At 32.6% G+C, this 11,809-nt stretch carries 11 protein-coding genes and 2 other annotated features (1 of these 13 running past the window's edge); of the genes, 3 read left to right on the top strand and 8 right to left on the bottom strand.

The window, feature by feature from the left end:
* Window positions 1-68, bottom strand: a binding site (T-box leader) (it extends 137 nt beyond the left edge of the window).
* Between the two features lie 170 nt (window positions 69-238).
* Both R9X47_RS25365 and R9X47_RS25360 read right to left on the bottom strand, forming a co-directional pair.
* Window positions 239-1,030 carry a polysaccharide deacetylase family protein gene (locus R9X47_RS25365; protein WP_432663909.1) on the bottom strand — a complete coding sequence of 264 codons (792 nt, stop codon included), beginning with the start codon at window positions 1,028-1,030 and terminating at the stop codon, window positions 239-241.
* A gap of 158 nt (window positions 1,031-1,188) precedes the next feature.
* Complete coding sequence (locus R9X47_RS25360; RefSeq protein WP_432663908.1) at window positions 1,189-2,364, bottom strand: polysaccharide deacetylase family protein; 1,176 nt, start codon at window positions 2,362-2,364, stop codon at window positions 1,189-1,191.
* 318 nt (window positions 2,365-2,682) lie between these two features.
* Here R9X47_RS25360 and R9X47_RS25355 point away from each other — a divergent pair, with 318 nt between their 5' ends.
* Window positions 2,683-2,871: a hypothetical protein gene (locus tag R9X47_RS25355; RefSeq protein WP_432663907.1), complete on the top strand. Its 189-nt coding sequence runs from the start codon at window positions 2,683-2,685 to the stop codon at window positions 2,869-2,871.
* Between the two features lie 148 nt (window positions 2,872-3,019).
* Here R9X47_RS25355 and R9X47_RS25350 read toward each other — a convergent pair whose 3' ends face one another.
* Complete coding sequence (locus R9X47_RS25350; protein ID WP_432663906.1) at window positions 3,020-3,706, bottom strand: 4Fe-4S double cluster binding domain-containing protein; 687 nt, start codon at window positions 3,704-3,706, stop codon at window positions 3,020-3,022.
* Window positions 3,707-3,975: 269 nt separating this feature from the next.
* On the opposite strand from R9X47_RS25350, the gene R9X47_RS25345 reads away from it, so the two are divergent.
* Window positions 3,976-4,182, top strand: a complete 207-nt coding sequence (locus R9X47_RS25345; RefSeq protein ID WP_432663905.1) for a small, acid-soluble spore protein, alpha/beta type — start codon at window positions 3,976-3,978, stop codon at window positions 4,180-4,182.
* 441 nt (window positions 4,183-4,623) lie between these two features.
* Window positions 4,624-5,151, top strand: coding sequence for a DUF4364 family protein (locus R9X47_RS25340; protein ID WP_432663904.1), 528 nt, complete (start codon window positions 4,624-4,626; stop codon window positions 5,149-5,151).
* 9 nt (window positions 5,152-5,160) lie between these two features.
* Here R9X47_RS25340 and R9X47_RS25335 read toward each other — a convergent pair whose 3' ends face one another.
* From R9X47_RS25335 to pgsA, 5 genes are all read right to left on the bottom strand, one after another.
* A complete protein-coding gene (locus tag R9X47_RS25335; protein ID WP_432663903.1) occupies window positions 5,161-6,078 on the bottom strand; it encodes a beta-propeller fold lactonase family protein in 918 nt (305 codons plus the stop codon).
* Window positions 6,079-6,274: 196 nt separating this feature from the next.
* Window positions 6,275-7,573: a bifunctional folylpolyglutamate synthase/dihydrofolate synthase gene (locus tag R9X47_RS25330; protein ID WP_432663902.1), complete on the bottom strand. Its 1,299-nt coding sequence runs from the start codon at window positions 7,571-7,573 to the stop codon at window positions 6,275-6,277.
* A gap of 117 nt (window positions 7,574-7,690) precedes the next feature.
* On the bottom strand, window positions 7,691-10,345 hold the full coding sequence (locus R9X47_RS25325; RefSeq protein WP_432663901.1) for a valine--tRNA ligase: 2,655 nt from the start codon (window positions 10,343-10,345) through the stop codon (window positions 7,691-7,693).
* A gap of 34 nt (window positions 10,346-10,379) precedes the next feature.
* Window positions 10,380-10,886 carry a GNAT family N-acetyltransferase gene (locus R9X47_RS25320; RefSeq protein ID WP_432663900.1) on the bottom strand — a complete coding sequence of 169 codons (507 nt, stop codon included), beginning with the start codon at window positions 10,884-10,886 and terminating at the stop codon, window positions 10,380-10,382.
* Between the two features lie 57 nt (window positions 10,887-10,943).
* Window positions 10,944-11,162 (bottom strand) — a binding site (T-box leader).
* Window positions 11,163-11,209: 47 nt separating this feature from the next.
* Complete coding sequence (gene pgsA, locus R9X47_RS25315) at window positions 11,210-11,737, bottom strand: CDP-diacylglycerol--glycerol-3-phosphate 3-phosphatidyltransferase (RefSeq protein WP_432663899.1); 528 nt, start codon at window positions 11,735-11,737, stop codon at window positions 11,210-11,212.
* Window positions 11,738-11,809: the final 72 nt, after the last annotated feature.

The following is an 11,809-nucleotide window of genomic DNA, read 5'->3' as shown; positions in this document are numbered from 1 at the left end:
AAACTTCCACCAAACGTTTCCTCTCTATAAGGCATTACTTTCATACTATTCTCCCTCATTGCTTTAACTGTATACAATTATAATTTAGTATATTTTAATACAGTTAAAGGGTTAGTGTCAATATTAATGGATTTATTATACATATAATTTTATTGCAGACATATTGAAATTTTCATATGACTTTTTTTTATTGGATATATATAATAGCTTAAGCCGTGTTCATTAGCGACTTCTCAACCTATTGGTTTTCTTCCTTTTCCGGATTTTCTAGCTTTTTCTGCTTACCAGTATGATCAATATAATAGTTATCCTTCATAATAATTTCTGAAATAGGAACAATTTCATAACCCTCTTTTTGAAGCTTCTCAATTACTAGTGGAAGGAATTCCAAAACATATTTAGCATTATTATGGAAAAGCACTATTGAGCCATTCTTTACATTCCTCGTCACCCTATCTACTACCGGTTCAACGCCAAGTTCCTTCCAATCCAATGAGTCTACATCCCACTGAATCGTATAATAACCACATTCCTTACCAGTTTTTATTAAGTTATTATTATAATCGCCAAATGGCGGTCTAAAAAGGTAGGGTTTTTTGCCAGTTAAATTATATATTTTCTTACCGGTCTGATTTAGCTCTTCGGCGATTTGTTCTTTAGAAAGCTTTGACATGTGTGGATGTGTAGAAGAGTGGTTTCCTACATCATGTCCTTTTGCATCTATCTTTTTTACCATATCAGGATATCTATCAACCCAAAATCCAACCAGAAAAAATGTGGATTTTACATTGTACTTATCTAATGTTTCTAGGATTCCATCTGTATATGCATCGCCCCAAGCCGCATCAAAGCTTATGGCTATTTTCTTTTCTTCAGTTTCAACTGAGTATATAGGTATTAATTTGTCTGTTGCTAAGGTCTCCATCACTTTATAGCTAATATCATTAAAGAATAAAGCACCGAGTACGATAATAACACTAAATATAATGGTAAAGGCCATCCTTCTTTTAGAGATTACAAACAGTTTCATGGTCCCCCCTCCTTACTTCACCTATATATCTAATTTATTCCCTAGTCATTTTATTATTCTAATAAATTTTCAAAATATATCGTATCCCACCTATACAAATTACTCTAGATAATTTTCCAAAAATAAAACTGCCTAAAAACAGGCAGTCTATTGAGCTTCTATTCAGATTTTTCTTCTATCGTATAAGTTCTTAGTTCTTTTTCTCCTAGCTTACTTTCATCGACAACATCTTTTTGAGATTCTAGTACAGTTATAGTATCCTTATCTCCATCGCTTACATATCTTTTACTTGGATTCTTATCAAAATAGTCAAGCCAATACCTTATTCCAAATTCTTCAGAGCTGCCATGTACACGATGTATATATTTATAATCAAATTTCTTATGAATAGATGCGTACTCAGGTTTCCATCCAACAGCTAGTGCTCCAATATTATTATATTCCACACCATCAAAGGAACCTTTAAAAAGATATTTTCTTTTTTCTTCACTTTTTGGTCTTGCACCATATGGTAGAGCTAGTATATTAACTTCATAGTCTGGCAAATATTGCTTTAGATACTCAACATTTTGGGCCATAGTTTTTTGAATATCATTTATAGACAATTTCCCCAAATTTTCATGTCCAGATGTATGATTCCCAATATCCATACCTTTATCAACAATATACTTAAGCTTGTAATCAATCAAGTCCTTTTGTCTAAATGGAGCATTACCAAATAGAAAGAATGTAGCTTCAAGACCAAAATCTGGATACTGCTTATTAAAATCTTCTAAAATTCCCATTGCGGAGTTAGGATCAACTTTTTTCTCTCCATTTTCTTCAATAATATTAAAATCAGTATTATTCCCATCATCGAAGGTGAAAACAACTGGAGTTTTTCCAGCTTCAATATCTATTTCGTTGTTAATATAGTCCCTTAAACTAATTGGCCTATATCCTTTTTCATAAAGCAGCCTCAAATCTTCTTTAAAATTTTCTCTAGTTCTGATATAAGTCTTTTCCTCATCACCTAATGCATGATACATAACAACCATTATCTGTCCTGTTTCATTTGGTTTAACTTCTTGAAGATCAATTTCTTTAATTTTTACTTCTTCTTGTTCATTTTCTTTATTATCTGAAGACTCGGAAGTATCACTGCTATTTTCATTTTGTTTGTCATCTATATTTTCATTATTCTCCTTGTCGTTATCATTATTTTGTACTGTCTCTTCTACAGTTGTTTTGTTGTCTTCCACTTTTTCCTTTACATTTACTGTTGAAGTAGTACAACCTGTAAAAAGCGCTGTTGATAAAACCATTGCTAAAGTAAATTTTGCATATTTTTTCAAATTAATTCCTCCTTAGTTTTTTTACACTATGAATATATTTGTATGTAAATCAAAAACTATTGTTATAGGGATTTAAGTAAAGATTTTAATTCATACATGTCCAAACCTCCTAGAAACACAGAGTTTTTGTACATGAATAGATTAAGTTTTACTATATAAACCCTATATAGCATAATTTTAAGTTTGATAGTTTTTCTTCATCGGTGTAAAAGAACTCCATATTTAAAATCTAAACAACGTTCATTCTTTATAGTACTTCAAGATCACTTTGATTACAATATACTAATTAATTAACTTTACAACAAAGGAGTGACTATTTTGTCAATCATTAAGAGTCAGTTTACAAATATTAAAGGAAAGCGTGCTGAATTCAGTAGAAGAACCTTTAAAGAGGATGATAGACATTGGCATAAAGAAGCAAAGTCTCAAAAAGCTCAACTTGAGAGTTCTCATAAACATGGTACCAGGAAGGATGTAAAGGTAAAAATGGACAGAAAACTGACCTAATATCCTTCAAACATTAGCAACCTCCCTTTTTTGAGGTTATATCTAAATATATATTGATTTTAACCCCAGGGTGTTTTAGAATGAATGGATTTCAACAGACGCAGAAATTCATCATTTTAAGACACCCATTTTTTGTAAAAACTCATAATTATCTAATCACCTTTGCACCCTTTGGGCAATTCTTTATGCAAATTCCACACACTGAACCACGGCCAATATTTTTGTAGTAGGTTGACATATGTTCGCTACAAGCCTGTGCATCTACAAGTTCCTCTCTTCCACTACCAGGATACCAAGTCCCACCTCTTAGTGCAAGTGCAGGACATGCTTTAACACATCTATTGCAATCACCGCACTTTGAACTTTCTACAGGTTCATCATAGGACACTTCCATATTAGTTAGTATAGTTCCTAACCTAACCCTAGGACCAAATTCGTCTGTTATAAGACATGCATTTTTACCTATCCACCCAAGTCCAGCCCTTGTAGCTGCTGTTCTGTGGGGAAAAATCCCTCTATATTTATTACCATCAACATTCACAGACTGTGAAGCGCCAATAGGCAAGGCTAAAAATCCTAAGTCTTGAAGCTTACTTACTCCACTCAAAATGATCTGATCAATCCTAAAGTTAACTGTTCTGTAGTGATGAAAATAGCTATGGGTTGGCTCATTTTGAATTTCATTTATAACTTGATCTGATAGTCTAAAAACCATTGAAATTCCCGTTTTTAAATGTTTATGTTTATTTGGAAGTAGATCTTCTAAATAAGCAAATCCTACCTTAGATGCACCTAAACCAATTAACAATTCCCTAAGTTCCTCTTTGTAATCCATTGTGCTCCTCCAATATAACTTAATATAAGAATAATGTAATCTCCTATATAGATCCCTATATTATATTTTACTACATTTTTCGAAATTTTTTTTATACATATTTTTAACTAAATTATTATTTATATGTTATTTTGCTAAATTATATACATAAACGCTTAAATTGTTAACATAATACTTCGTCGAAGTGGTTAAAATATTACTGCAACAAAAATTTAACTCTTCATTCAATAACTTTATCTAAAATATAATTTTAATAAGGAGGATATAAAATGGCACGTAATAAATCTGTAGTTCCAGAAGCTAGAGCAGCTCTTAATAGCTTTAAACTTGAAATAGCAAATGAATTAGGTTTAACAAACTATGATACTGTAGATAAGGGAACTTTAACATCAAGACAAAATGGTACTGTTGGTGGATACATGACTAAGCGTCTTGTTGAAATAGCAGAAAGACAAATGTCTGGTGGAACTAAATAAATAATTAAATAACTCTAATACTCTTTCTTTAAGATAATATAATACTGACAAACCCATGACTGATTAGTTATGGGTTTGTCAGCGTTATATTTATATATTTCGATGTTACTTATATGTTTGCAAGTGCAGGCTTAAATCCAGATTATTCATGAAAAATTTAAAACTACTTTCACCCTTTCAAACTTTTCATTAAAAATCCGGATTAAAATATTTTCAAACTTTCTACAAATAATCCCGAGATAAACAGTGTCAAATATGATATAATTTACTAAGTGTGGATAGAAAAAAGTTGAGAATTTCTAATATTTCTTTCTAATCCCACTAAATAAATTTTTTTATGATCTAAGTTTCTACATTTTTTGCAATAGATTTAGTGTACTATATATAGAGAATCTAGTAAAATCATTAATTATTCTGAAGCCTTAAAGTGTGGTGGTAAAAATGTTTGCAAATAATAGTAAAGAAGAAGCCGAAAAAAAATTATTACTTCTTCATATTTTTCATAAATTCGAAGTCCCTATTACAAAGAATCAAATAACCGATTTTGTTATGGAGAATGACTTATTGAATTATTTTGTTCTTCAACAGTTTTTATCTGAATTAGTCGATACATTATTATTAGAATATTCTAACAACGAAGAGCATTATTATTATTTAATTACTGAAAAAGGAACAGATACTCTTAATTATTTCAAAGACAGATTATCTGAAGACTTAATTGGGAAAATAGATAATTCAATAGAAAATAGGAAGAAGGTTCTGTTAAAGGAAACTCAAATTTCTGCTAATTATAAGAGGAAATCAAAGAATGATTATCTAGTTGAGCTTAAGGTTGTAGAGAATGACATCACTTTAATTGATCTTAAGTTAGACGTGGTATCAAATAAACAGGCAAAGATAATTTGTGATAATTGGAAAAACAAAGCCCAAGATGTTTATGGTGAAATAATCAAGCTTTTAATTGATTAGTATATTTTTTTAGATACACAAAATTCCGGTAGGCTCTTTGCCTACTTTTATATTTTTTAATAAATATAATCTTTTCATATCAATAATAGATATAGTATCATCCCCAATATTTGATGATATAAGATAGTTTTTCATTTCATGTGCCTCAATACTTAGAGGCATTTTGCCTACTTTAATATCATCAATAACCTTTCTCTCTTTAACATCTAAAATCAAAACAGCATTCAATTCCATATCTGTAACGTAAAAATAGTCCTCATTTGCTCCCCAAGCTATGTCCATAGGAGTCTTCCCTATTTCTATCTTATCCTCGACTTTTAGTTCCTTGGTATTTAAGATTGTTATACTGCCTTTTTTGATACTAGAGAAATTTGTATTAACAATGTATAGACGCTTACCATCATCGCTTATATTCATATGATATGGATTAGGATTTACATAAACATTTCTTTCTCTTTCATTAGTCACCGTATCTATAATTGATAATGTATTTGTTTTAAAATTGCAAATATATAGCTTGCTTCCATCTTTACTAAGTTTTAAGTCGTGGGGCATTTCTCCAACAGGAATTTGTGCTTGTAAAGACATTTTTTTTGCATCTATTACAGATATAGAGTTCGAATCCTCATTTGATACATATAATAGCCCATTTTTCTTATTTAGTATTAAGTGGCAGGGGTTACTACCTACGTAAACATTGTCTATTATCATATCAAGAATCAAGTCATACTTACTTATACTAGAATTGTATGAATTGCATATATAAAGATACTTGTTGCTAAAGTCTGCTACAACATGATGAGGTCCAAAGGATTTTTTGAGGAATATCTTTCGCACCTCACGTAGACTTATTAGGTTAATGACCGAAAGCGTGCTGTCACCAACGTTAGAAATTATTGTAGTTAATGCGCCTATATCCCTCATCATATACCCCCAAAAAAAAATATTAAGACCTTTATCTTAATTACTATAGTATGTAATTTTCTCTTGTCATGTGATAGGGGTTTGAAAAAAATAAAATGCACGAAAAAGAGGCTAGCTCATAAAATCATCTTATGAGTCAGCCTCAGAATATTTCTAAATAGATTTCAAATAGTATGGAGATTCATCATTCTTAGATTCACTATATATTTTTTGTAAGCTTCGTCCTTATATCGCCGATCATATACAAAGAACCACAATATAAAACGAGATCATTTTCATTTGATATTTCTAATGATTTGTCTACAGCCTTATTTATCTCTTCAAACATCTCTACCTCTTTATCCAAAGCTTCAATTTTTTCTTTTAATACATCGAGGGAAATAGCCCTTGGATTATTTGGCTTTGTTATAATAACCTTATCACATAATGGAATGATCTCTTCAAGGATTCCATCTACATCTTTATCACCAAGAACTCCGATAACAGCTATCAACCTATCGTATTTAAATGTTTGTTCTATGGCTCTTTTTAATGCCTTTGCTCCGTGAATATTATGTGCTCCATCTATAAGTAGCGTCGGTTTTCTTCTAAGCACCTCAAGTCTACCAGGCCATTTAGCCTTCTTGAATCCATTTCTTATTGAAGTCTCTGAAATGCTAATTCCGTGACACTCACTTAGAACCTTAATAGCCATTAAAGCTACAGTAGCATTATTAACTTGATGCTTTCCTATTAATCCTATTTCTAAATCGCAATATTTCGTACCATTCAATTCCACATCAAAGATAATACCATATTCATCATATTTCTTGATCTCAATTGTTTGAGTAGGCACAATAAACAGTTTGCTCTTCTTATCGGCTGCAACCTTCTCTATCATCTTCATGGCCTCATCATCTTGAGGATGGACTACAACAGGACGCTCACCTTTTATTATCCCAGCCTTTTCATAGGCTATCTTATCTAAAGTATCACCTAGATATTGTGTATGATCTAGAGCTATTGGAGTTATCACAGAAACTAAGGTATTCTCAATTACGTTTGTTGAATCCAATCTTCCACCAAGACCTACTTCAAGTACTACATAGTCAACTTCCTTAAGCTTATAATATAGTAAAGCAATGGCTGTCACTATTTCGAATTCTGTAGGATGCTGTCTTCCATTAGACAACATAATTTCGACCTTTTCTTTAACGGTTTTAGTAACTTCAGCTAAGTCACCTTTAGGAATGTTATTACCATTAATTCTTATTCTTTCTGTAAACTCTTCAAGATAAGGAGAGGTAAATAACCCAACACTATAGCCCTCCTGTATAAGCGATTCACTTATAAAAGTAGATGTCGATCCCTTTCCATTAGTTCCGGCAACATGAATAAAATTTAAGCTTTCCTGAGGGTTTCCCATAAGTTCAAGTAGTGCTTTTACGTTCTCAAGACCAAGTTTACTTCCAAATTTATATGTACTATGTATATAATCTAAGGCTTCATTATAGTTCATGATACATCCTCCCTTGCCTACCTTTGCTATAATTTAACCGAACTTAAAATTTGGTGTGTCCCAGAACAACTCAAAAATTAGTCATTCTAGGACATCCATTTTAAGCTCGGCTATAAATTACTTTAGCTTATTTTTAGTGTACTCTAGTCTATCTAATACCTTATCATACATTTCTTGATACTTATCCTTTTTCTGCTTTTCTGCTTCAATTAATTTTTCAGGTGCTTTACTAACAAATCCTTCATTCGATAACTTCTTAGTAACTCTATCAAGCTCTTTTTCAAGCTTAGTCTTTTCTTTTTCTAATCTTTCCAGTTCCTTTTCAAAGTCAACAAGATCATCTAGAGGAATATATATTTCTGCCCCTCCAATTACAGCCGATACTGAATCCTCTGGGATATCAGCCTTTTCTTCCTTAACTATTACTTCAGAAGCACTAGCTAATGTAATTAGGTAGTCCTTATTTTCTTCAATAGTACCGAAAACTTCTTTATCGGCAACTATTAAAATCTTTGCTTTCCTAGAAGGAACTACATTCATTTCTGCTCTAATATTTCTGATACTCTTTATAGCATCCATTACTATCTGCATTTTCTTTTCTTCATCAGAGCTGATTTTTTCTTCAGATACCTTTGGCCACTGAGATACGATTATAGCATCTTGGCTTCCTGGTAAATGAGCCCATATTTCCTCTGTGATAAATGGCATAAATGGATGTAACAGCTTTAGTAAATCCTCTAGAACCTCAAGAAGAACATCTTGAGCAGTTCTCTTAGCGTTATAATCTTCACCGTATAATCTTGGTTTAGCTAGTTCTATATACCAGTCACAATACTCACTCCAGATAAAGTCGTAAAGCTTCTGAACTGCTATTCCTAGCTCGAATTTATCTAGATTCGCTGTAACTTCCTTAGTAACAGTATTTAATCTAGATAATATCCATCTATCAGCAAGAGTCAATTTCTTTTCATATTCCTTTTCGCTATCTTCGGCGTCTAAGTTCATTAATACAAATCTAGATGCATTCCAAAGCTTGTTAGCAAAGTTTCTACTGCTTTCTACTCTTTCATTATAGAATCTCATATCATTACCTGGAGAGTTTCCAGTAGCAAGCATAAATCTTAAGGCATCGGCTCCATACAGATCTATTATTTCTAATGGGTCTACTCCATTACCTAGGGATTTACTCATCTTTCTACCTTGGGAATCCCTTACCAAGCCATGTACAAATACATATTTAAATGGAACCTCACCCATCAGCTCTAAAGCAGAGAATACCATTCTAACTACCCAGAAGAAAATAATATCATAACCAGTTACTAGAACATCCGTTGGATAGAAGTACTTTAAGTCTTCAGTTTGATTTGGCCAACCCAGAGTTGAGAATGGCCATAATGCAGAACTAAACCAAGTATCTAATACGTCCTCATCTTGTCTAAGCTTAGCAGAATCACATTTTGTACAGCCTTCAGGCTTTACTTTAGTAACAATTATTTCACCACAGTCATCGCAATAATATGCAGGAATTCGATGGCCCCACCATAGCTGTCTTGATATACACCAATCTCTAATGTTTTCTAACCAGTGTAAGTATGTCTTAGTAAATCTTTCGGGAACAAAGTCTAAATCATCGCTTTTAACCGCTTCTATAGCAGGCTTAGCAAGTTCCTCCATCTTAACAAACCATTGGTCTGAAAGCATTGGCTCAACTACAGTATTACATCTATAACATGCACCTACATTATGGGTATGCTCTTTCTTTTTAACTAGGTATCCCTCAGCTTCTAAATCATTCACAAGTTCTTTTCTACACTCGTATCTGTCCATACCTTCGTACTTACCAGCATTCTCATTCATTGTTGCGTCATCATTCATTACAATAACCTGCGGAAGATTATGTCTGTTCCCTACTTCAAAGTCATTAGGGTCATGGGCTGGAGTTATTTTAACTGCACCAGTTCCAAAGTCCATTTCTACATAATCATCGGCTATAACAGGAATCTCTTTGTTAACTATAGGTAATATAAGGCTCTTACCGATTAGGTGCTTATATCTTTCATCTTCAGGATGTACCGCTACAGCAGTATCTCCTAGCATTGTTTCCGGTCTTGTTGTAGCAATTTCTACATATTCCTCATTATCCTTTACAGGATATTTGATATGCCAGAAATGTCCTTGCTTCTCTTCATGCTCAACTTCAGCGTCAGAAAGGGATGTTTGACAATCTGGACACCAGTTTATAAGTCTGTTTCCTCTGTATATATATCCTTTTTCATATAGTTTAATAAATACTTCTGTTACGGCCTTATTACATCCTTCATCCATCGTGAATCTTTCACGTGACCAGTCGCATGAACTTCCAAGCTTCTTCATTTGCTGAGTAATTCTATTTCCATATTCTTCTTTCCAGGCCCAAGCTCGCTTTAAAAATTCATCTCTACCTATTTCTTCTTTAGTTTTACCTTCATCTTTATAGATTTTTTCTACTACCTTTACCTCAGTAGCTATACTTGCATGGTCAGTTCCTGGAAGCCATAATGCTTCATACCCTTGCATTCTCTTCCATCTAATCAAAATATCCTGTAATGTTTGGTCCAAAGCATGGCCCATGTGCAGCTGTCCAGTGATATTTGGAGGTGGTAACACTATAGTATATGGCTGCTTATCATGATTTACTTCAGCAGTAAAATGATCCTCTTCCATCCACATTTTATAAATTTTTTCTTCGAATTCTTTAGGATTATATTTGGTTGCCAGGTTTTCTTTAGTCATTGTATCAGCTCCTCTAAATTTATTTAAATGATTTCTATTTAAATTGCTGTGGTATAGTATATCTTGCCATTAAATATTCATCTACATACACACCATTTCTAGCAATTGCATACTTCTTTTTTCCTTCTACTTCAAAACCAAATGACTTATAAAGCTTCATAGCATTTTCATTATCTTCTAATACCCCTAGTTCTATCCTAATTATCATTAACCAATTATCAGCTACATCTAGGATTTTTTCCATGAGCTTTCTTCCAATACCCTGTCCTTGATATTCTTTTCGTACACTTATTCCTAATGAGGCTGAATGTCTCATTCTAGGGTTTTTCATAATATTAAGTCCGACAATACCTACTACCTTTCCATCGGCCTCTGCAACTAACATATGTGTATCGGAATCGATGTTTTTTAAAAAGTTTTCACTTTTCATAACTGTTTCCGTAATGATCCCCAAGGTGTTTTCTCTTACACCATCCTGAACTCTCATTTCATTAAAATCAGAAGCATCGCTTGTTTTTACGGACCTAATAATAATATCCATTCATATCCCCCCTAAAAAGCTCTAAGCTTTTGAACAATAAAAAAACCCTTTCATCCACAAAGGGACGAAAAGGCATATTTTCGCGGTACCACCCTAATTCTAGCAAAGTACTAACACTCAAAATCTTTAACGGGATTTCCCGACTAAATCTACTTAATTTCAATTTAGTATCTCAGAAGCTACCTTCAGAAACAATTGCCATCGGAAACCTTCCAGCCTTTGGGCTTCCTTCTCTAAATGGTTTAATCTCCTACTCTTCTTCTTCAACGATTTTTCAATATTTTTTGTAATCATTATACATATTTAATCTATAAAAGTCAAGGTCAACTAGCAATTTTATCCTGTAGTTCCTTAAAGTTTATTATATATTTAACTAAAGCAAACAATGTAAACATAATTGCAAATGTTATTACTATTATACTATAGGGACCTTTAAAAGCGGTATATAAAATTGCTATATAAAAATTCACCGTTGCAATTTTTCCAAATCTATTTGCTGGAATAACAGCTTTATCTTTTCTATAGTATAGAAAAAGACCTCCAAAAATCATTAAAATTTCCTTTATTCCAACAATAATTATTACCCAAGGAGGTAAATATTTGCTTATGGTAAAACATATCAGTACTGTGATTAGCATCAATTTGTCTGCAAGGGGATCCATCGCCTGTCCCCATTTCGTAATCAAATTAAATTTTCTTGCTAAGTAACCATCTAAAACATCTGTTATTCCCGCCAATATAAATATATAGGTTGCATAAGTAACACTTGATTCGCCTTCGTGGAAAAACATATAAATAAATACAGGTATTAATAAAAATCTTATAGTCGTTAAAATGTTCGGTAGATTCATAGGCCTCACCTCAATTTTTTTCTACAGCTATAAGCAACTTTCACCCTCTGAAAGGGCATACAGCACCTTTCT

The organism is Wukongibacter baidiensis (assembly GCF_050888315.1).
Classification (GTDB): Bacteria; Bacillota; Clostridia; order Peptostreptococcales; family Caminicellaceae; genus Wukongibacter; species Wukongibacter baidiensis.
Note: the sequence above shows the minus strand (reverse complement) of the source record. Positions and strands in the feature narration are given on the sequence as shown.

Excerpts from the sequence above, each read along its gene's own strand:
- R9X47_RS25335 (WP_432663903.1), bottom strand. The coding sequence starts at position 6,078 with ATGATGAGGGATATAGGCGCATTAACTACAATAATTTCTAACGTTGGT.
- R9X47_RS25350 (WP_432663906.1), bottom strand. The coding sequence starts at position 3,706 with ATGGATTACAAAGAGGAACTTAGGGAATTGTTAATTGGTTTAGGTGCA.
- R9X47_RS25365 (WP_432663909.1), bottom strand. The coding sequence starts at position 1,030 with ATGAAACTGTTTGTAATCTCTAAAAGAAGGATGGCCTTTACCATTATA.
- R9X47_RS25340 (WP_432663904.1), top strand. The coding sequence starts at position 4,624 with ATGTTTGCAAATAATAGTAAAGAAGAAGCCGAAAAAAAATTATTACTT.
- R9X47_RS25320 (WP_432663900.1), bottom strand. The coding sequence starts at position 10,886 with ATGGATATTATTATTAGGTCCGTAAAAACAAGCGATGCTTCTGATTTT.
- R9X47_RS25325 (WP_432663901.1), bottom strand. The coding sequence starts at position 10,345 with ATGACTAAAGAAAACCTGGCAACCAAATATAATCCTAAAGAATTCGAA.
- R9X47_RS25330 (WP_432663902.1), bottom strand. The coding sequence starts at position 7,573 with ATGAACTATAATGAAGCCTTAGATTATATACATAGTACATATAAATTT.
- R9X47_RS25345 (WP_432663905.1), top strand. The coding sequence starts at position 3,976 with ATGGCACGTAATAAATCTGTAGTTCCAGAAGCTAGAGCAGCTCTTAAT.
- pgsA (WP_432663899.1), bottom strand. The coding sequence starts at position 11,737 with ATGAATCTACCGAACATTTTAACGACTATAAGATTTTTATTAATACCT.